This window comes from Pseudomonas sp. P4_C4 (assembly GCF_056402055.1).
Map to the genome: position 1 here is coordinate 65,077 of NZ_JBFUID010000024.1, position 21,602 is coordinate 86,678.

17 protein-coding genes and 1 pseudogene are annotated in these 21,602 nt (G+C 53.4%); 9 read left to right on the top strand and 9 right to left on the bottom strand.

The window, feature by feature from the left end; genetic code table 11:
- Positions 1–35: 35 nt before the first annotated feature.
- From kdpB to kdpF, 3 genes are read right to left on the bottom strand one after another with little or no spacing between them, the layout of a single operon-like run.
- Positions 36–2,093 (bottom strand): potassium-transporting ATPase subunit KdpB, encoded by a 2,058-nt coding sequence (kdpB, locus tag AC1DXW_RS14650; protein ID WP_477760136.1) that lies wholly within the window; start codon positions 2,091–2,093, stop codon positions 36–38.
- Positions 2,094–2,103: 10 nt separating this feature from the next.
- On the bottom strand, positions 2,104–3,798 hold the full coding sequence (kdpA, locus tag AC1DXW_RS14655; protein WP_477753742.1) for a potassium-transporting ATPase subunit KdpA: 1,695 nt from the start codon (positions 3,796–3,798) through the stop codon (positions 2,104–2,106).
- 8 nt (positions 3,799–3,806) lie between these two features.
- A complete protein-coding gene (gene kdpF / locus AC1DXW_RS14660) occupies positions 3,807–3,896 on the bottom strand; it encodes a K(+)-transporting ATPase subunit F (RefSeq protein WP_007899818.1) in 90 nt (29 codons plus the stop codon).
- Between the two features lie 330 nt (positions 3,897–4,226).
- On the opposite strand from kdpF, the gene rfbB reads away from it, so the two are divergent.
- The 6 genes from rfbB (at position 4,227) to AC1DXW_RS14690 (ending at position 9,756) form a co-directional block, all read left to right on the top strand.
- Entirely contained in the window at positions 4,227–5,309 is a 1,083-nt protein-coding gene (gene rfbB, locus AC1DXW_RS14665; RefSeq protein ID WP_223466006.1) for a dTDP-glucose 4,6-dehydratase, read from the top strand.
- Positions 5,306–6,181, top strand: a complete 876-nt coding sequence (gene rfbA / locus AC1DXW_RS14670; protein ID WP_223456256.1) for a glucose-1-phosphate thymidylyltransferase RfbA — start codon at positions 5,306–5,308, stop codon at positions 6,179–6,181. Before rfbB ends, rfbA begins: the two co-directional genes overlap by 4 nt.
- Before the next feature lie 46 nt (positions 6,182–6,227).
- A complete protein-coding gene (gene rfbD / locus AC1DXW_RS14675; protein ID WP_477753741.1) occupies positions 6,228–7,097 on the top strand; it encodes a dTDP-4-dehydrorhamnose reductase in 870 nt (289 codons plus the stop codon).
- 259 nt (positions 7,098–7,356) lie between these two features.
- A complete protein-coding gene (eat, locus tag AC1DXW_RS14680) occupies positions 7,357–8,721 on the top strand; it encodes an ethanolamine permease (RefSeq protein ID WP_477760137.1) in 1,365 nt (454 codons plus the stop codon).
- A gap of 142 nt (positions 8,722–8,863) precedes the next feature.
- The gene (locus AC1DXW_RS14685) at positions 8,864–9,031 is read left to right on the top strand and encodes a DUF2897 family protein (protein WP_477760138.1); all 168 of its coding nucleotides are present in this window, start codon (positions 8,864–8,866) and stop codon (positions 9,029–9,031) included.
- A gap of 167 nt (positions 9,032–9,198) precedes the next feature.
- Positions 9,199–9,756: a TetR/AcrR family transcriptional regulator gene (locus tag AC1DXW_RS14690; protein WP_477760139.1), complete on the top strand. Its 558-nt coding sequence runs from the start codon at positions 9,199–9,201 to the stop codon at positions 9,754–9,756.
- Here the strand turns inward: AC1DXW_RS14690 and fabF are convergent.
- From fabF to AC1DXW_RS14705, 3 genes and pseudogenes are all read right to left on the bottom strand, one after another.
- Positions 9,753–11,027, bottom strand: a complete 1,275-nt coding sequence (gene fabF, locus AC1DXW_RS14695) for a beta-ketoacyl-ACP synthase II (protein ID WP_477760140.1) — start codon at positions 11,025–11,027, stop codon at positions 9,753–9,755. The two genes, AC1DXW_RS14690 and fabF, sit on opposite strands and share 4 nt — an antisense overlap.
- 30 nt (positions 11,028–11,057) lie before the next feature.
- Positions 11,058–11,852 carry an SDR family NAD(P)-dependent oxidoreductase gene (locus AC1DXW_RS14700; RefSeq protein ID WP_477760141.1) on the bottom strand — a complete coding sequence of 265 codons (795 nt, stop codon included), beginning with the start codon at positions 11,850–11,852 and terminating at the stop codon, positions 11,058–11,060.
- Positions 11,853–12,027: 175 nt separating this feature from the next.
- Positions 12,028–12,392, bottom strand: a pseudogene (locus tag AC1DXW_RS14705) (ComEA family DNA-binding protein).
- 608 nt (positions 12,393–13,000) lie between these two features.
- Between AC1DXW_RS14705 and AC1DXW_RS14710 the strand changes: the two are divergent.
- From AC1DXW_RS14710 to AC1DXW_RS14720, 3 genes are read left to right on the top strand one after another with little or no spacing between them, the layout of a single operon-like run.
- The gene (locus AC1DXW_RS14710) at positions 13,001–14,350 is read left to right on the top strand and encodes a lipopolysaccharide biosynthesis protein (protein ID WP_477760142.1); all 1,350 of its coding nucleotides are present in this window, start codon (positions 13,001–13,003) and stop codon (positions 14,348–14,350) included.
- 10 nt (positions 14,351–14,360) lie between these two features.
- Entirely contained in the window at positions 14,361–15,272 is a 912-nt protein-coding gene (locus AC1DXW_RS14715) for a glycosyltransferase (RefSeq protein WP_477760143.1), read from the top strand.
- The gene (locus tag AC1DXW_RS14720) at positions 15,269–16,801 is read left to right on the top strand and encodes a hypothetical protein (protein ID WP_477760144.1); all 1,533 of its coding nucleotides are present in this window, start codon (positions 15,269–15,271) and stop codon (positions 16,799–16,801) included. The genes AC1DXW_RS14715 and AC1DXW_RS14720 overlap by 4 nt, the downstream gene beginning before the upstream one ends.
- On the opposite strand, the gene AC1DXW_RS14725 is transcribed toward AC1DXW_RS14720, so the two are convergent.
- The 3 genes from AC1DXW_RS14725 to AC1DXW_RS14735 form a co-directional block, all read right to left on the bottom strand.
- Complete coding sequence (locus AC1DXW_RS14725; protein ID WP_477760145.1) at positions 16,798–17,916, bottom strand: glycosyltransferase; 1,119 nt, start codon at positions 17,914–17,916, stop codon at positions 16,798–16,800. The genes AC1DXW_RS14720 and AC1DXW_RS14725 overlap by 4 nt on opposite strands.
- Positions 17,913–18,890 (bottom strand): NAD-dependent epimerase/dehydratase family protein, encoded by a 978-nt coding sequence (locus AC1DXW_RS14730; RefSeq protein ID WP_477756882.1) that lies wholly within the window; start codon positions 18,888–18,890, stop codon positions 17,913–17,915. The genes AC1DXW_RS14725 and AC1DXW_RS14730 overlap by 4 nt, the downstream gene beginning before the upstream one ends.
- 166 nt (positions 18,891–19,056) lie before the next feature.
- A complete protein-coding gene (locus tag AC1DXW_RS14735) occupies positions 19,057–21,051 on the bottom strand; it encodes a polysaccharide biosynthesis protein (RefSeq protein WP_477760146.1) in 1,995 nt (664 codons plus the stop codon).
- Positions 21,052–21,602: the final 551 nt, after the last annotated feature.

The window sequence follows — 21,602 nt, forward strand, 5'->3', positions numbered from 1 at the left end:
GCTCGCGATGGCGGCTTATCTGGCACACCACGCAGTCAAACCAGATGCAACGCCGTCAACAGCATGTCGATCGCCTTGATGCCCACGAACGGCACCAGGATCCCGCCCAGGCCGTAGATCAGCAGATTGCGCCGCAGCAACGCCGCCGCACTCGCCGCGTGAACCCGCACGCCGCGTAGCGCCAGAGGAATCAGCACCACGATGATCAGGGCGTTGAACACAATCGCCGAGAGAATCGCGCTCTGCGGACTGCTCAGGTGCATCACGTTGAGCACGCCCAGTTGCGGATAGATCGCGGCGAACAGTGCCGGCAGGATCGCGAAGTACTTGGCCACGTCGTTGGCGATGGAAAAGGTCGTCAGCGCACCGCGGGTGACCAGCAACTCCTTGCCGATCTGCACCACGTCCAGCAGCTTGGTCGGGTCGCTGTCGAGGTCGACCATGTTGGCCGCTTCACGTGCTGCCTGCGTGCCGTCGTTCATCGCCATGCCGACGTCCGCCTGGGCCAGGGCCGGGGCGTCGTTGGCGCCGTCGCCGCACATGGCGACCAGACGACCGTCGTTTTGCTCGTGACGAATGCGCGCCAGTTTTTTCTCCGGCGTGGCTTCCGCCAGCACATCGTCCACACCCGCCTCAGCGGCGATGGCAGCAGCGGTCAATGGGTTGTCGCCGGTGACCATGACGGTGCGGATCCCCAGTTTGCGCAACTCGGCGAAACGCTCGCGGATACCGGGCTTGACCACGTCCTTGAGGTGGATCGCCCCGAGCAACTTGCCGTCGGCACACACCAGCAGCGGGGTGCCGCCGCTTTGGGCGATCTTGTCGATTTCACGGGACAACGGTGCAGCCAGATCAGCCCGCGTGAGGCCGACGAACGCCAGCAACGAATCCACCGCGCCTTTGCGGTACACGCGGCCCTGATAGTCGACACCGGACAAGCGGGTTTCGGCGCTGAATGGCACGACTGTCAGCACATCGGCGGACGGTTCCGGTTGCGGATGAGTGCCACGCAGGTACTCGACGATCGACTTGCCTTCAGCGGTGTCGTCGGCCAGCGAAGCCAGCAATGCGCCTTCGGCCAGTTCCCTGGCTGTCACACCTGGCGCGGCATACACCGCCGAGCAACGACGGTTACCGAASGTGATGGTGCCGGTCTTGTCSAGCAGCAAGACGTGCACGTCCCCCGCCGCTTCCACCGCGCGACCGGACTTGGCGATCACGTTCAGGCGTACCAGGCGATCCATCCCGGCGATACCGATGGCCGACAGCAAACCGCCGATGGTAGTCGGAATCAACGTGACCAACAGCGCCACCAGGAACACCAGCGGCAGGTTGCCATTGGCGAAGTGGGCGAACGGTTGCAGGGTCACGACCACCAGCAGGAAGATCAGGGTCAGGCCGATCAGAAGGATGTCGAGCGCCACTTCATTCGGGGTTTTCTGGCGTTTGGCGCCTTCGACCAGGGCAATCATGCGGTCCAGGGTCGACTCGCCGGGGTTGGCGGTAATCTTCACCAACAGCCAGTCCGACACCAGCCGCGTGTTACCGGTGACGGCCGAGCGGTCGCCACCGGACTCACGAATCACCGGCGCCGATTCGCCGGTAATCGCCGCCTCGTTGACAGCCGCGATGCCTTCAATCACTTCGCCGTCACCGGGGATCATCTCCCCCGCGTCGACGCGCACCACATCACCTTTGCGCAGGCTGATGGCGGGCACCACCTGAAAACTGCCATTGCCGCTCTTGCGCCGCGCGCTCAGGCCTTCGCTACCCGCCTTGAGGCTGTCAGCGCGGGCCTTGCCGCGACCTTCGGCGAGGGCTTCGGCGAAGTTGGCGAACAGCACGGTGAACCACAGCCACACCGCAATTTGCGCGGCGACGAAGGTCGGCACCGCTGTGTCGGGAATGAAGCACAGCACGGTGGTCAGGATCGCGGTCAGTTCGACCACCAGCATCACCGGCGCACGCTGCAATTGCCGTGGGTCGAGCTTGACGAAGGCTTGCAGCAGCGCCGGGCGCCAGAGGGCCGAGATCGCGGTTTTCGGTTGTTCCGCTGCCTTGACGGCGGCAGGCTTGATTGCAGGCATATTCATGATGGTTTCCTTAGAATCCCATGCTCAGATGTTCAGCGATTGGTCCCAATGCCAAAGTCGGCAGGAAGGTCAAACCACCCACCAGCAAAATGGTCACGGTCAGCAGGGTCACGAACAGCGGGCCGTGGGTCGGGAAGCTGTTTTGTCCGATCGGTGCGGTTTTCTTCATCGCCAGGCTGCCAGCCAGGGCCAGCACCGGGAGGATGTAGCCGAAGCGACCGAGCAACATGCCCAGGCCCAGCATCAGGTTGTGGAACGGGGTGTTGGCGCCGAAGCCACCGAAAGCCGAACCGTTGTTGGCACTGGCCGAGGTGTAGGCGTAGAGCAGCTGACTGAAACCATGAGCGCCCGGGTTGCTCACGGCGGCCACCGGGCCTGGCAGGCTGGCGGCGATCGCGCCGAGCACCAGTACACCGATCGGCATGACCATCAGGGTCACCACCAGCAATTGCACTTCCCTGGCCTGCAGTTTCTTGCCGAGGTATTCCGGGGTGCGGCCGATCATCAGGCCGGCGAGGAACACCGCGATCAGCACGTTGAGCAACATGCCGTAGAGCCCGGCGCCGACGCCGCCGAAGATCACTTCGCCGACCATCATGTTGACCAGCGCCACCATGCCGCTCAGCGGGTTGAGGCTGTCGTGCATGCCGTTGACCGAACCGTTGGACGCGGCCGTGGTGGTCACCGACCACAACACCGTGGCGGTGGTGCCGAAACGTGCTTCCTTGCCTTCCAGCGGCGCGGTCTGTTCGACAGCAACGTAGTTCAACGCCGGGTTCGGTTGGTATTCAGCCCACAGCGAGGTCGCGCCGCCGATCAGGAACAGCGCCAGCATGCAGGCGATGATCGCGCGGCTCTGGCGCAGGTCCTTCACGTAATGACCGAAGGTGAAGACCAGCGCGACGGGGATCAGAATGATCGAGGCCATCTCGAACAGGTTGCTCCACGCGGTCGGATTCTCGAACGGATGCGCCGAGTTCACGCCGAAAAAACCACCACCGTTGGTGCCCAATTGCTTGATCGCAATCTGACTGGCCGCCGGGCCAAGGGGAATGACCTGGTCGACGCCTTGCACCGTCACCGCATTCACATACTGCGCGAAGGTTTGCGGCACGCCCTGCCAGACCAGATACAGCGCCAGCAGCAGGCACAGCGGCAGCAGGCCATAGAGGGTGGCGCGGGTCATATCGACCCAGAAGTTGCCAAGCGATGCAGTGGATTTGCGACCGATGCCGCGGCACAGCGCAACCAGTACGGCCAGACCGGTGGCGGCGCTGACGAAGTTCTGCACGGTGAGGCCGACCATCTGGCTCAAGTAGCTCAGGGACGCTTCGCCGCTGTAGGCCTGCCAGTTGGTGTTGGTCATGAAGCTGACGGCGGTATTGAACGCCAGCGTCCACTCCTGGCCCGGCAGGTTCTGAGGGTTCAGCGGCAGGTGGTCCTGGAACAGCAGGATCGCGAACAGCAGCAGGAAACCCGCGAGGTTGAAGGCGAGCAAGGACAGGGCGTATTTCTGCCAGCTCTGTTCGGCTTGCGGGTCAACCCCGGCCAGTCGGTAACAGCCACGTTCGACTGGCCCAAGGACCGGCGACAACCACGTGCGCTGACCTTCCATCACCTTGTAGTAGAAGCGCCCGAGAAACGGCGCCGGGACCAATACCAGGGCAAAAAACCCGAGGATCAGCCAATAGTCATAACCGTGCATAGCCGCTCCTAGTTCCGGTCCGCGCGCAGCAGCGCAACCAACAGATAAATGAACAGCCCCACTGCCAGCAGTAGTGACACCCCGTCCAGAACGCTCATGGAAGTTCTCCGTGTTACGGCGTATTGCCGCGTGTGGAGTCATTGTCGGAAAGGAGGCTGTAAAGGAACGAGATCGAGGGTGCGGGAGAGGCATAAAGAAAACGTAAAGAGTGGGTTTATGCAGGGGTTACAGGGTGCGGGGCGGAAAAACCGGGAGTGTCGCAGGTAGAACTCTAAATTGTGCGCGAGAGTAGTGAGTGAAGGCTGCAAGTCATGGATAATCCCGCCCGATTGGCGCGACGCAACCGAGTGGGGTCAAGAACTCTTGCACCTCCCCGCTCGCGCCTGCAAGCTACCGCTATTCGCATTTCTGAAGAAGGCTGGCCCAACGTGCGTATCCTTATTACCGGCGGAGCCGGTTTCATAGGCTCGGCCCTTGTCCGCGAGCTGATTCAACACACTGAGCATGATGTGCTCAACCTGGACAAACTGACGTATGCCGGCAATCTCGAGTCGCTGACCAGCATTGCCAACGACACTCGCTACGAGTTCGTTCAGGCCGATATTGTCGATCAGGCGACCGTCAGTGCAGTGCTGGCGCGTTTCCGGCCTCACGCGATCATGCACCTGGCAGCCGAGTCCCATGTCGATCGTTCCATCGACGGGCCATCGGAATTCATCCAGACCAACATCGTCGGCACCTACAGCCTGCTCGAAGCCACCCGTGCCTATTGGCAAGAACTCCCGGAGCCTGAGAAAAGCGCCTTTCGCTTTCATCACATTTCCACTGACGAGGTTTACGGCGACCTGCACGGCGTCGACGATCTGTTTACGGAAACGACGCCCTACGCGCCAAGCTCGCCCTACTCCGCCAGCAAGGCAGCGTCCGACCACCTGGTCCGCGCCTGGCAGCGAACCTATGGCTTGCCGGTGCTGCTGACCAATTGCTCGAACAATTACGGGCCGTTCCACTTCCCCGAGAAACTGATTCCGCTGGTCATCCTCAATGCCTTGGCCGGCAAGCCGCTGCCGGTGTATGGCAATGGCCTGCAAGTGCGCGACTGGCTGTTCGTCGAAGATCACGCCCGGGCACTGCTCAAAGTGGTGACCACCGGCACCGTCGGCGAGACCTACAACATCGGCGGGCACAACGAACAAAAGAACATCGACGTGGTACGTGGCATCTGCGCCCTGCTTGAAGAACTGGCACCGCACAAGCCTGAGGGCGTTGCGCATTACGCCGACCTGATCACGTTCGTCCAGGATCGCCCTGGTCATGACCTGCGCTACGCAATCGACGCCAGCAAGATTGAACGCGAACTGGGCTGGGTACCCGAAGAGACCTTCGAAACCGGCCTGCGCAAAACCGTTCAATGGTATCTGGACAATATGGAATGGTGCCGCCGCGTTCAAGACGGCAGCTATCAGGGCGAACGCCTTGGCGCCATCAACCCCAAGGAGCTGCTCGCATGATGAAAGGCATCGTTTTGGCGGGTGGCTCGGGCACGCGCCTGCACCCGATTACGCTTGGAGTGTCGAAACAGCTGTTGCCGGTCTACGACAAGCCAATGATCTACTATCCGATTTCGGTGCTGATGCTGGCCGGTATCAAGGATATTCTGCTGATCTCCACCCCGCAGGATCTACCCCAGTATCGCAATCTGCTGGGTGACGGCAGCCAGTTCGGGGTGAACTTCAGCTTTGCCGAGCAGCCATCACCGGACGGTCTGGCCCAGGCTTTTCTGATTGGCGAAGAGTTCATTGGCGATGATCCCGTGTGCCTGATCCTGGGCGACAACATCTTCCATGGCCAGCACTTTGGCGAGCAATTGCAGAACGCGACAAAACGCACTTGCGGTGCCACCGTGTTCGGTTACTGGGTCAAAGACCCCGAGCGCTTCGGCGTGATCGATTTCGACAAAGATGGCCGTGCGCTTTCGATCGAAGAGAAACCGAAAAAGCCGAAATCCAGCTATGCCGTTACCGGCCTGTATTTCTACGACAACGATGTGATCGAGATCGCCAAGGCGGTGAAGCCTTCGCCTCGCGGCGAGCTGGAAATCACCGACGTCAACAATGCCTATCTGCAACGTGGCGATCTGCAGGTCGAGCGTTTTGGTCGAGGATTCGCCTGGCTCGACACCGGCACCCACGACAGCTTGCTCGAAGCCTCTCAGTACGTGCAAACCATCGAACACCGCCAAGGCCTCAAAGTCGCCTGTCTCGAAGAGATAGCCTATGAACATGGCTGGATCGACCGCGAACAGTTGCTGGAGCGTGCCCGGTACTTTGGCAAAACCGGGTATGGCCAGTACCTGGCCAAACTGGCAGGGGAAGAGCAATGAATCTGTGCGAGCCCGATTCGCCCGGTAACGAGACTGGACTGTTCCCGTGAAAATACTCATCAATGGCCGACACGGTCAGGTTTCACATGAATTGCAACGGCGACTGGGGGCTGCCGGCGAGCTGATCGTATTGGGTCGCGATCAGCTCGACCTTGCGCAACCCGATCAGATTCGCCGTCAGGTGCAAAACGTCCGGCCCGATCTGATCATCAACGCCGCGGCCCATACAGCGGTTGATCTGGCAGAAAGCGAGCCGCAATCAGCCTTTGCCATAAACGCGGTAGCTCCCGGCATCCTTGCCGAAGAAGCGCTGGCTCTCGACATCCCGTTGATACATTACTCCACGGACTATGTATTCGACGGGAGTAAAGCCGGACCTTACAACGAGGACGACACGCCCAATCCGCTTGGGGTGTACGGCAAGAGCAAACTGGCCGGTGAGCAGGCAATCAGGGACGTGCAAGGTAAATACCTGATCCTGCGTACCAGTTGGGTCTATTCAACTCATGGCCGTAACTTTCTGCTGACGATGCAGCGTTTGCTGCAAGAGAAACCGGAGTTACGCGTAGTCGCCGATCAAATCGGCGCCCCTACATGGGCCGGTACAATCGCCAATAGCACCCTTGCCCTGATCGAACGCTGGCAGGCGAACGAAGTTGCCAACTGGGGTACTTATCATCTGACCGCTCAAGGTGAAACCTCCTGGTTCGGCTTCGCACAGGCGATCGGCGAAGCATTGCGACAACAGGGCAAGCCCTGCGCCGACCTGTTACCGATCCCGTCCAGCGACTACCCGACACCCGCAGCCCGGCCGCTCAACTCGCGCCTGGATTGCAGTCGCTTGCAACGCGATTGGGGTGTCAGTCAACCTGACTGGCAAACGGCGTTGCGCGAGTGCCTCACTCAGCAAGCCTGAGCATCAACCGCTGCCCGCACCTGCATTGAAATACCAAACCTGCGCGTTGCAGCGGTGTCGGGTAGCGGGCATGCGGGCTTGCTCGCGAAAGCGGCATTTACACCAGCGCCGCCCCTGACTGACGCACAAAATTCGCGCATTCTGTGGCGAACATCCCCGATACGACGCCTTTCATCCTATTACGACGCACCATCGTGAAATGGCACGCCCACTGCACTGGCCTCCCCCGAGCTTTCCAAACCACTCAGGGAGCAAAAACATGAACACACAACTCAAACCCACGCTGGGCACGTTGCACTTGTGGGGCATTGCGGTTGGGCTGGTGATTTCCGGGGAGTATTTCGGCTGGAGTTATGGCTGGGGCGTGGCCGGGACTTTGGGCTTTCTGGTGACCTCATTTTTGGTCGCCACCATGTACACCTGCTTCATCTTCAGTTTCACCGAGCTGACCACTGCCATTCCTCACGCCGGCGGTCCCTTTGCCTACAGCCGTCGCGCCTTTGGCGAAAAAGGCGGGTTGATCGCCGGGCTGGCGACACTGATCGAATTCGTCTTCGCCCCGCCGGCGATTGCCCTGGCCATCGGCGCCTACCTCAATGTCCAGTTTCCAGCCCTTGACCCGAAACACGCGGCAGTCGGTGCCTACATCGTGTTCATGGGCCTCAATATCCTCGGTGTGAAACTGGCAGCGACCTTCGAACTGGTGGTCTGCGTGTTGGCCGTCGCCGAATTACTGGTGTTCATGGGCGTAGTCGCCCCCGCGTTCAGCTTCAGCAACTTCGCCCTCAATGGCTGGGCCGGTTCCGACGTGTTCGATGCTCCGGCGATTGCCGGGATGTTCGCGGCGATCCCCTTTGCCATCTGGTTCTTCCTCGCCATCGAAGGCGCAGCCATGGCCGCCGAAGAAGCCAAGGACCCGAAGCGCACGATTCCCAAGGCTTACATCAGCGGTATTCTGACCCTGGTGCTGCTGGCGATGGGCGTGATGTTCTTCGCCGGTGGCGTCGGCGACTGGCGCACCCTGTCGAACATCAACGACCCGCTGCCACAGGCAATGAAAACCGTGGTCGGCGAAAGCTCGGGCTGGCTGCACATGCTGGTGTGGATCGGCCTGTTTGGTCTAGTGGCGAGTTTTCACGGGATCATCCTTGGCTACTCGCGGCAGTTCTTCGCCCTCGCCCGGGCCGGCTACCTGCCGGTGTCCCTGGCCAGACTGTCACGTTTTCAAACCCCGCACCGGGCGATCATCGCCGGCGGTGTAATCGGCATTGCAGCCATCTACAGCGACGGCTTGATCAACCTAGGCGGCATGACGCTGACCGCCGCAATGATCACCATGGCCGTGTTCGGCGCCATCGTGATGTACATCATGAGCATGCTCAGCCTGTTCAAACTGCGTAAAACCGAGCCGAACCTGGAACGCACCTTCCGCGCCCCCTGCTACCCGCTGGTGCCGTTCATTGCACTGATGCTGGCAGTGGTGTGCCTGGTGGCGATGGCATGGTTCAACACGTTGATCGGCCTGATCTTCCTGGGCTTCATGGTGGCAGGTTTCGTGTACTTCATGCTCACCGCGCAATTGCGCGCCGACGCACCGGCGGATGCGATGTTGACCGGACATTGAAAGCGTTAGAGTGAACCTTGGACAACAGGCATAGAATGGGGGTGATAGCGATGGAACTGCGATGAAACCCCATCACTCAAAGTGGTATGCACGATCGGTTGGCGAACCCTCGTCGACCCGCCCGCTTTTCAAGGAGAGTCCTATGCCCTGGTATGCCTGGCTGATTCTGGTCGTTGCCATCGGCTCGATCGTTGGTGGTCTGATGCTGCTGCGCGACACCGCCAACAAGGTCGAACTGACCGAAGAGCAACGTAAGCGCGTCGCCGAACGCAATGCGGAAATGGACGCCAAGGAAGCGAAGGACCGCTGACTGAAAACCCCGCCTGTATCGGTGGGGTTTGTTTTTGCGTGGAATATCCTTAAATCATGCCGCTTTGTACCCATATCGAAGCATCTGCATGCTTTTTAGAAGTAGAAGTACAGTCACCATGCAATTTTCATTGGTTAATATGGTCCGCATTGATGCGGAGATATCAGATGCGTTACTCGCAGGACCATAAAGCCCAGACCCACCAACGCATAATCAAGGAAGCTTCAGCGCGATTTCGACGCGATGGTATCGGCGCGACCGGGCTGCAACCCCTGATGAAAGCTCTGGGCTTGACCCACGGTGGCTTTTACTCGCATTTCAAGTCCAAAGACGAACTGGTGGAGAAAGCCTTGCAAGAGGCTGGCGTACAAGTCGACGAGTTGTGCGCGCAAATCTTCGCCGAGGAACACCCACTCGAAGCTTTCATCGACACCTACCTGTCCGAATGGCATCAAACCTCGCCTCACGAGGGCTGCCCGCTGCTGACCATTTCTTCGGAACTGGGGCTGCGTGGTCAACCGAGTCCAACCAGCGACGTCGTGCTCCAGGCGCGACTCGATCAGATCCAGCACACCCTTGACGGTGAGCGCACCGCCGACCGCAGCATCGTCATCATGTCGACGCTGGTCGGCGCCTTGCTGTTATCCCGCAGCGTCGCCGACGCCGAGTTTGCCCAACGGATTCTCGACGTCGCACGCGATCACCTCAAACATTCACAGGATTAATCCTGCCAACGCTTGAACAGCACACTGGCATTGACCCCGCCAAATCCGAAGCCGTTGGACAGCGCGTATTCGATGGCCATCGGCCGCGCGTTGCCATGAACGATGTCGACACCTTCAGTGGCAGGGTCCGGGTTCTCGAAATTGAGAGTCGCCGGCACGATCTGGTCACGAATCGCCAGCAGCGTAAAGATCGCTTCGAGCCCACCCGCTGCACCGAGCAAATGCCCGGTCGCCGACTTGGTCGATGTCACGGCGATGCCGTTTTGCGCACCGAACAACGCCTTGATCGCCGCCAGCTCACCTAGATCACCTACCGGAGTCGAGGTTGCATGAGCATTCAGATGCTGAACCTGAGCCGGTGAAACACCGGCCTGCGCCAATGCCAACGACATCGCTCGCCGCGCACCGCTGCCGTCCTCGGGGCCGGCGGTCAGGTGAAAGGCATCGGCGCTGGTGCCGTAACCGACCAGTTCCGCCAGGGGCTTGGCGCCGCGGGCCAGCGCATGGTCCAGAGATTCGATGACCAGCAGCCCGGCCCCTTCTCCCATGACAAAGCCATCGCGACCACTGTCGAAAGGTCGCGAAGCGCGCTCAGGCGTTTCGTTGTAAGCGCTGGACAAGGCACGAGCAGCCGCAAACCCGGCAAGACTGACCCGATCGATCGCCGCTTCCGCACCACCGCACACCGCGATATCCGCCTCACCCGCGCGAATCAACCGCGCCGCATCGCCAATCGCCTGAACCCCGGCGGCACATGCCGTGACCGGCGCACCTAATGGCCCTTTGAAGCCATGCTGGATTGACACGTGACCTGCCGCGAGGTTGACCAGAAATGAAGGGATAGTGAATGGAGACAAACGTCTCGGACCACGGCTATCGGTGGTGCGCACCGCATCGGCAATCGCGCCGAAACCACCTACACCTGAACCGATGATGGTGGCCGTGCGCTCCTGGGCATTGGCGTCCAGTGCTTGCCAGCCGGCTTGCTCCAGTGCCTGACGCGCCGCTTCCATGGCGAACAGGATGAAGCGGTCCATCTTCTTCTGTTCCTTGGGTGGGGTTGCCCGATCCGGATCGAACCCCGCCTCCGGATCGTCAGCCAACGCAGGCACTGCACCGCCAACCTTGGCCGGCAGGTCGGCAACCACCTCTTGCGGTAAATTGCGCAGCCCGGAACGCCCGGCCAACAGCCGCGTCCAGACTGCCTCGACACCGCTCCCCAGCGGCGACACCAGGCCCATGCCCGTTACAACCACACGACGATCACTCATACCGCAATACCTCAGTCGATTAGGGGCGTTTCATTTGTAACGCGCAGCGGCTTTGCTTTTGGAAAGATTGGGCGCCATCACAAGGCGTGCCGCAACAAAGGCATCCCAGTCGGCGGCATCCGGCAGCGAAGGAATGGTGACCAACTCGCCCTTATCCAGACCCGACAGTGCCGCGTCGACCATCTCGCCCGCTTCCATGACCATCTCGGCTGGAATCTGCGAAGCATCGATACCGGAGCGTTCCCAGATTTCGGTGCGTGTCACCCCAGGCAATACGGCCTGGACCTTGACCCCGGTGCCATCGAGTTCGGCATTCAACGACTGGGTCAGGCTCAATACATAGGCCTTGCTGGCGCTGTAGGTGGCGTTGAAGCGTTCGGGAAACAGCGCTACCACAGAAGCAATGTTGATGATGGTACCCCGGCGCGCCTTGGCAAAACTGGCCGCCGCGGCCGATGCCAATCGCGTCACCGTTGTAATATTCAACTGAATCATTCGCTCCAGTTGATCGGTATCGGCGTTGGCCAACAAGCCATCCGCGGCTACGCCGGCATTGTTCAGTAAAAGGCTGATACTCGAATCGCTGCGCAGACGCTGTTCAAGTTTCAGCACATCGTCCTTCTGCGTCAGATCTGCCTTGAGCACCTCCACCTGAACCCCATGAGCATTGCGCAGCGCGCTTGCCGCTGCTTCAAGCCGCTCCTGGTCACGAGCAACCAGCAACAAATCAAAACCTCGCGCTGCCAACCGTTGCGCGTAAATCGCACCGATACCGGAAGAAGCACCAGTGATGAGGGCGGTGCCTTGGGACTGAATGGACGTCATGACTTGGCTCCTGGGAGATGCCAGAGGGATAGATAAGCGCCTGAATCTCAGCCTGCCTGGACGAGCTGCGTATTTATTATACACATAATTTAATATAGTATATTACAGTCGTAATTTTTCAATTGCCGACGGAAGTCAAAATTCGCTGCAGTCACCAAAAATTAAAAAAGGCCGGTCAATGACCGGCCTCCAAGACTGATTTACAAGCATAGTTCAACCGGGACTTCTCGCGATTCTTATCTGGAAGGGCCTTGTCGATACCCTTCACTTCGAACAACTCGTCGGCCACAAACAGACCAATACTTTCGCGGTACGCAACAATCGCCAGAGCCTTGGTCTCCCCTGCACCGGTTAACTCACGCCGCAAAGTCGGCGCATCGGCCCTGCCAAGATCCACTGTGCCGATTGCGCATTCGCTGAAGCCTTCCATCACCACCGCAACCTTGGCAGATCCGGATTCGCTGCAGGCTCTGCCTTAGCGGTAAAAGAGGCGCTGGTAAGCAAGGCGAAAACCTGGGAGTAGAAATAGCCTGTACGCATAAATGGCGCTCCATGACATCGGTTGAAGAAGCAGCATTTCTGAAGCTGCTCCTCAAATCAGGCGCCGTGGGAGAATGTCAAGAATGTGTCTGTTGCGGAAAATGAAACAATCATAGGTCGAGATGAAGGAATTTGGCCAGATAACATTTTGTCAATGTAAACACCGGAGCTGGCAGTACGATTCCAGCAGCTGCGTGATGAGCGAAGAGTGTCTCAACAAAATTTATTTAAATCGCCAATCACTTCGAATAAATTATCCAGCAATAGCGGAACATTAAATACTAACAGATAGTTTAACTATAAGAGTCGCGTGCAACTTCGTGAGAAGATGCATCATCAATAGGTCAATGGCACGATTGAAACCAGGTAGCGCTCCGTGAAAAGGCAGTGGATGGAACTGATTCCGCCCCTTTAGCGTTGCTAAAATAGCTCATTGATTGCCGAGTCACCAACCGTTGCATCTTCCAGGCAAGCAAGTTTGGTCAGCCACAGCAGAAATCACAGCTTCCGCCGATCGGTTAGAACTGGAGGACCCTGGCTGTAGACAGGGCATTGAAAAAACGTGAAAATCGGCAGCTGCATTATGACCGGCTGCGAAATCTCAATAAATGACTGCGAAGAAAAATATCAGCGCTCTATCCTCTCCAGTGGCTGCGAGTGCTGCAGCCATCGTCGGTCGATTTCTCCTGCTTGGTACGGGGGCCCTGACCGGAATTCTACTGCCACTCACTATGAAGCAAGAGTCCGTGGGCTTGTTTTTTTTGTGCCAATCCATAATAGCAGCGCTTGCCACTTTGGGTCAGTTAGGTTTAAGCATTACAGCTCCAGCTATTATCTCCAGAGCCATCGGTGATAAAGACACTGCCAGGGTAAAGCAAACTTTACGGCGCACTTTAATCATTGGATGCTCAGCGGCAAGTCTGTTCGCGGTTACTTTTTTGATAACTCTAACGGTACTGGAAAACCTGTTGCACTCAGAGTTGACAGGCGCGCTGCAGAAATTAGCACCACTTATCTCAATCAGTATGATGTTAGCTGCCACGGTAACTTTACTATCCGAGCAACACCGGGTTTTAGGACACTTTGTTCAGGCGAGTTTCCTGGTGGTTGGTACTGCTGTCGCCAGCGCTGCTGCCGTCATTATTGCCTGGCAGTCAAAGATAACACTTTCATTGGACACCCTTCTCTTTTCGGGAGTTCTTGGTGTTTTATGTACCGCATTACTGGGTGGATATTCCCTGTGGCGCTGGCACAATACTCATGATGGGGAAACCAAAGAAACTGTAAGTTATTCCGAAATATTGTGGCAAACCATACCTAACCTTACCACCACAAGCGTGCTATTTATCATAGCTCAAGCAGACTTGTGGATCATTGTTTTCTTTGGCAGCACCGCTGACGTAGCAATCTATGGCCTGGCATCACGGCTTGCTATCTTGGTGATAATTCCCTTGGCAGTAGTCAATACAGTCATCGCACCATCAATTGGGCGTCTGTGGGTTCGACGAAAAAAACGTTACTTGCAAAAAGTGATGGGTATCGGTGCGGGTGTAGCAACGGGAATGGCAATTACGGGCTATCTATTATTCGCCATTTTAGGTCAACTCATTATTGCAATGGCTTGGCCAGAAGAGTATTCAGAAGCTTACTTTCTATTTATCATTCTCGGCTTCGCTCAAGTTATTCAGACCTTCGCTGGAACCGCCGGCATGGTCTTGGTCATGTTGCAAAAACAACATATTACCATGCGAATCTCTATTGTCAGCGGTGTACTGATGATCGCCGGAGGAAGTGTGGCATTCATATATTTCGGCATAATTGGATTAGCTATCGTTTATAGCTCGGGCAGTATTATTCAGTCAGCCCTGATGATTCATTATGTAAATCGAATATTCAACCTGAAAACAACTGCCAACTTTAAATCAACAATCAAATTCAGCCAATCCTATTTTCACTAAGAGAATCCACATGGACGATAAAATGACGACACTGCCGAAAGTCACTATTGTCATCCCCACGTACAATACTGCTCGATATTTGCTGGATGCAATTGATAGCGTCAAAAAACAAACCTATCAAAATATCGAACTGATTGTGGTTGATGATGGATCAACCGATGACACTCCGAATTTGCTGAAGAATCATCCTATGCAGTTTTCGCATTTCAGACAGGAAAATGCTGGACAAAGCGCTGCCATGAATTTCGGATGGAAACAAAGTTCCGGCGATTTGTTGGGTTATCTAAGTGCTGATGACAGATTACACCCTACTGCAATCGAGACGATGGTCTCGCGAATGGCGTTGTCACCTGAAGCAGTATTGGCATACCCGGACTTTTGCGTAATCGACGAAGACTCAAATTATATTAGAACCATTACAGCCCCCGAATATTCTGAAAATCTGCTCATCGCCAATTTCCAATGTTTACCTGGCCCAGGCGCGCTATTCAAACGGACAACATGGGCGCTAGTAGGCGACTGGAATACTGGGTTAAGAAACATTCCGGACATGGACTTTTTTCTGCGTTTTTGTCAACACGGCCCATTCATCCGCGTCCCAGAGGCGCTAGCAGATTTTCGCATTCACTCTGGGTCAACTACCTATAATCCCTCCAGTGTTCAACGTTCAGATGAGCCAGTTATCGTTATTAAAGATTTTTATAATACGAATGGTTTACCCAAAAGGTTTCTTCGCTGGAAAAAAAGGGCGATGGCAAACGCCTATCTGCTGTCAGGATTCATGCACGGTTTCTCCGGCCGTTACCTCATCAGTTTAAAGCAGATGTTTCGGGCCGCAATACTAAGCCCTTCATCACTATTTTCTCGCAAGATGATCAGCTACGTAATCGGCATTTATAAATCCGCATCGGTAAAAAAATGAACGAGATCTCAGAAGGCTATTTTGATAATAAAGCGACAACAACATGGATTGTCGCCACAGTGACTTTACTTAGCATATGGGCAGGCTTCTATTACCCAGGCATGGTCGCTTTATTTGCAATCTATTGCACACTGAGCATTGCCATAATATATGCCACGATTAAAAATCGACCGAAAAGCTACTTCATATTTTTTCTATTTTCTTTTTTGATTTTAGGTTGCTGGGCAAAAATCACTTTACACTTGCTCATTGGAAACAATTTCATTGAGCCCATAGGAGGCTTTGATGAATCGCCAGCCGCATGGAACAACGCCATTGTAGTACTGATCACAGCATTTAGCGCGCTGCTTATCTGCTACTTCATTGTCGTGGCCGGCTTGCAAAAAAGAAAAGAACTCGAAACCAATATAAACACAAAATTCTTATCAACACTCTTGGGCATGGCAATCATCTTCACAATTGCCTCTCTAATTTTTAACTATTACTTTTCGATTATCAAAGTTGGATACGAACCAACTTTAAAGCTACATAGTTATATTTACGTAGTCTTTTCCTTCATGGTCGCCTGGGGAAACTCTATTGCTCTTTTCACCTTGGCTTACTGGTTGGTAAAAAGCGGAAAATTAACTCCGAACATGCTTTTTTATATCGTCATTATTGAGGGTGCACTGACATCAATTTCGATGGGCAGTCGTGCACAAATGATCCTTCATGTTTCGGCCCCTTTTATTGCTTACCTGATACAAGGGAGAAAACTAGAGTGGAACATATCAAAAATTGGCTGGATAAAGATTTTTTCGACGACCGCTTTATTGTTTGCATTTTCGATAATTTCCGTATCAGTCGATCGCCTTTCTTCGTTTGCAAAGGCAGTACCTTATACAGAAAAAACCATCGTGAAAGGAAATCTGGAAGAATCCGGGACGTCGTTGAAATTATCCGAAAAAACTTTAATACACGACGCCACCCCAGAGCCATACRTCACCCCGCATCAACTGTCACCCGAACTGAAGTTCAAACGAATCGCAAACGAATTGAGCAAGCTAATCGTAGACCGATGGATTGGCGCTGAAGGAGTTTTAGCAGTAACGAGCAATCATCACCTGAATTTAGATCTTTTTATGAGAGGCTTAAAAGAAGATCCAGCACAAGGCACACAAGCAATATATCAGCGAATATCTAATGCACAGTATGAAAGATTAGAAAATTTTACATTCATGACAATCCCTGGTCCTATAGCAGTACTGTATTACAGCGGCAATCATCTCGTGCTTTTTGCTGGCATGGCACTATTATTCTTCTTGGGTTATAGCATCGAGCTTGCCGCTAAACGGTTACTGAATAATGTTATGACAAGCGCTACTATTGGCGTTGGAATGGCATACTTGACAGTGCAAATTAATTTCCCCAGAGCGTTTCTTTTTTTCGCGATTGAGATAACCGCTTTTCTTATAGGGTTAATTGTGCTGAGATGGATACTAAATAAACAAAAGCATCCCATCAACTCTTTACATCAACAAGCACTCTAATTATCCTGAATAAAACCTTCAAAATAATCGACCATATTAGTTACAATTACATGCCAACTATAATGGTCGATTACAAACGACTTAAGTCGTTGCCCTTTAAGCGTCAAATCGTCGGTCTCTGAAAGCATGAGCTGAAGCCCTCTACTGATACCAGCGGCTGTCGGCTCGACAACTCTTCCCCCGTTGATTGTCTGTACTTCGTCAAAGCCACATGTATTTGTCAGCAATACCGGCAAACCTGTGATTCCTGCTTCCAGAGCAACAAGTGACATGGCTTCCGATCTGGAGGGAATGACAAGCATCAATGCATGTTGATAAGCTTCATTCCGTTGGGCCTCATTGAGAAATCCAATAAAATGAATCTGACGAGCTATTTCATGACCAATCAAAGAGGCCTCAAGCTCGGCTTGCATTCCGAAGTCTGGCCCGGCAAGCACTAAAGGATAATGGTGGGCTGCCTTTGTAGAGAGATAGGCTTTAATAAGCAAATCAGGGCCTTTGACAGGGGCAAGCCTACCCATAAATAAAATATACGGCTCTTCGGGCAGATTCTGCAGTGTACGTATTGGGGTTAACGCGGGCTCCGCCACCCCATTCGGAAACACCGGGATACGATCCGGCAAAAAACCTGTAACTTCTGCAATTAGTATTCGCTCTAACTGAGTAATTGCAATAAACCCCGACGCACTTTTTATAAGTGATTTACCAAGCAACAAATGAAACAGCTTCTTAACTGGACTAGGCTTTCCGATGGAAGCAAATTCACCCGCGGGGCAAAGTACATAAGGAGTCCGCGCGATCCTGGCGAAGAAGCCGGTAATAATACTCAACAAATTCCAGTAGCCCATGATATGGATAATGTCAGCAGACTTCACCGCTTTCCACAGACGCATAAAATTGACCAATGGGATTGGAAAGTGTTGACCCATTTTTCCAGTAATGTAGGTTTTAACACCTCGAGTATTAAATTCTGACTGCCAGGAATCACCGGACATCGCGATGACTTCACAACGACAGCCTTTATCCGCAAGGGTATTGGCTAAGTGTCTTGTGCGTTCCGCAGTCCCTCCCCCACGCTGTGCATCAAGAGAAATATTAATCAATAAAACATTCATACCGTAGCCCTCAAGTGACTCAAGTAACCTTTAAGGCGCTGGGTGAACAGTGCAGAATCTGGCAATCCAAGTTGCAACAATCGATCTTCTTGGAAGCGACGCATTGGATCGGTATTACTAATCCCTCTGGCATTTAATACCAAACGCAGCACTCGCGAGGGGAGGTAAGGAATATGCAATACTGCAGTACGATTAAATACTTCCAGCAAACAATCCTGAAGATAAGCGAAATTATTATCAGCGTCAGCGTCTTCAGTCACTACAATAATTTCCCCCTGAATTATTGGTGCCGCCGTTGTAACAAATAATAAAACCTCGACTACTTTTTCAACGCTGACCAAATGCATTCGCCGCGCACCGTACAATGAACGGCGCAATGCGAGTTTCCAGCCAGGGGCACTCGAAACTTCCCTTACGAATGAAACAATATTTAATCCACCGACACCAAATACCGCGCCAAGGCGCAAAATCAAGGCTTCGAAATGCTCGGCATTGACGGCGCTCACAAACTTCTCAGCAGCGGCATGCTCACGCTCATAAGGCGTGATAGGCACGATCTGTGAAGCCGAAGTACAAATGCTGTCCTGGCTTGCTCCAAAAACGTCAATACTTGAAACATGGATATAACGCTTAACACGTGCATTGCCGCAAGCGCGCAAAATATTCTTGATCGCTGACAAGAACCATCCGGTGCCGTCTGGCCGCAGCAAATTCAAAACGATGCTGCCGCAATTCAAAATTTTCTCTAACGACGCGCTATCATCCAAGTCAAAATGTCGAACCTGTATAGGCGATTCTGTTAACCAATGTGGCTCGTTTCGATGGACCGCGAAAATAATTTCGAACTCTTTGCTGTAATCAACTAAAGAATTGAGTAAATGCTGACCAACAAAGCCAGTTCCACCTATCACAACGATACGCTGTTCAATGGTAGAGTGAACTTCGCATTCAGTATCACTTGTCTCAAGATTCAAGATGACTCACTCCTTAAATGCACACACAATTCAAGCCCTAGTATTCGTACCAATGCCATCAAAAATATAAAAACAGCTTAAAAATATAATACATCTATTCAGTACGACTACTCAGCCCGCCATGGATCCAGGATTTTTTTCAGTTAAAATCCGTAATATAACCGGCTTAATGATCAAGACGCCGCTGTTCGTAAATCCAATCCACTATCTCTCCTTGAGGGGTGTATCCATGGACTGTTTCTCTCAATAATTGTCGAACGAGAGAGTAATCATTCTCATCAAGCGCCGCAAGCAGATGCGTCAGCTTGACCTTGAGGACTTCCCAGGCCAAATAATCCTCGTGAGCACTCATGATCATCGGGTGCTGAGTTGCAACTACGTTGTCACCAATCAGCAGTTCTTCGTAGAGTTTCTCTCCCGGGCGTAACCCAGTAAACTCAATGGAGATATCACCGTGCGGATTTTTTTCTGAACGAACACTTAAACCTGACAGATGAATCATTCTCTCTGCCAGCTCAACAATTTTTACCGGTTCGCCCATATCCAGCACGAAAACATCACCTCCCATCCCCATAGAGCCCGCCTGAATAACCAGTTGCGCCGCCTCTGGAATGGTCATGAAGTAACGAGTGATTTTAGGATGAGTAACCGTGAGCGGGCCACCTGATTTTATTTGTTTGTGAAATAATGGTATCACCGAGCCGGAAGAACCTAAAACGTTTCCAAAACGGACCATCGTAAATCGGGTTCGATTGACTCTGGATATGCTTGCAGTGTCACCAAATAGTACCGGTGCGGGCTCCTTGCTGAGAGCTTGAAGCGTCAGTTCGGCAAGACGCTTAGTGCTACCCATGACATTTGTAGGCCGTACAGCTTTATCCGTCGAAATCAATACAAAATTAGCCACGCCTGCCTGGATTGCAGCTTGGGCCGTATTAAGTGTACCCATTACATTATTGAGTACACCCTCGGCAATATTATGTTCGACCATCGGAACGTGTTTATAAGCCGCAGCGTGATAGACGGTCTCTACATGCCATGTTGACATCACATCTAAAATTTTAGCCTTATCACGGACCGATCCGAGGATCGGAAGAATTTTCGTAGACAACGACTCCCGAACAATTCGTTGCTCAAGCTCCGACAAAATACTATAGAGATTAAATTCACTATGCTCGAGCAATAAAAGGACCGTGGGTTGCAATGACAATATCTGCCGGCACAACTCAGAACCTATAGACCCACCAGCCCCGGTAACAAGTACGACCTGTTGTTTGATGCAATGTTCGAGTAACTCATGTTGGGCAGCAACTGCATCACGCCCCAATAAGTCGGCGATATCTACTTCTTGGATATCATCGACTTTTACGCGTCCGCTAGCCAAATCCATGAACCCGGGGACAGTGCGAACATGAAGGGGATATTCCTCCAGAAAACCAAGTATTTCTCGACGACGCCCACGAGATGTGGAGGGTATCGCTAATAAAATTTCCTGCACACCAGTAGCTTCAATCATCTCCTTGATATGCTTTGGTTTATAAACCTTAAGCCCAGAAATAACTCGACTGGCAATACTTCTATCGTCATCGATAAAGGCGACCGGACGCATGGCTCGTCCCATTCGCAAAGCTGCTACAAGCTGATTTCCGGCAGCACCAGCTCCATAAATGGCCACCTTAGGTAATCCGTTATCCCGGTTGGTGAAAGGAACATGTTGGGCTGCGGAAAACCAATCACCGAGAAAGTATTGACGCATGAACAGTCGAAGACCACCGATCATGACCAAACTTAGCCACCAATAATTAAAAATTATTGACCGCGGCACAATATTCTGATGATTACTATACCAATACACGACAACGCCAAGAATTAACGATGACAAACTTACCGCTTTGACGATCGTAATAAGGGCATCATTACCAAAATAGCGCATGACTGCGCGATACATTCCAAATTGAAAGAAAAGTGGAATTGCTACAAACTGCGCACTCAAAAAAAGCCAGAGATGCTGAGTGAGCGGGTTGACCATCTCATCGATGCCTAATCGGACAACAAATGCCATCCACAGGGCTAGCCACACCAACGCGACATCAGCAGCAACCTGGATCAGTCGTTTACTGCGGCGCGGAAGACCTAATAACAAAACCCGGAATCTTTCCATAACCCCTTCGAACGCTCCAACCACACCTATTTTTATGACGCTTAGAATGCGCTCATTCCCGTACGACTTTCATTTTACACCAGTAAGAGTCGAACATCCGGGCTTGGCCTGAATTTTTTCTTTCTCGCCCGGATGAAATGCTTTTATAATTTAGACTGCGACTACCTGCTGGAATACGGTAATAGCGCGCCGCCAATGCGGCAGTGTTATCAGGATCACAAACCAGTCAGGCGCCCGACTCAAGGATCACGCAGATCCCTCTCCTTGCAAGGCCGTCATGATAGGGCAACCGGCCGTAAGATGTGATTGGACTTTACTGCATAGTGCGCAGAAGATATCTCCTCATCACTTAAACCAACCAACAAAACTGAGAAACTCTCAAATATTTATTACATGCAACCCACAGAACATCGCACCGACAATAACAAATCATAAAAACAGTGATTATTTTTACTGTTCCTGCCCCAACTCAAGCATGCTACCGCTGCCGAAAGTCAATATCTTCTTCCAGCCTTAACAACCTGCTGGTTTCTACCATCGAGACCGTAGAC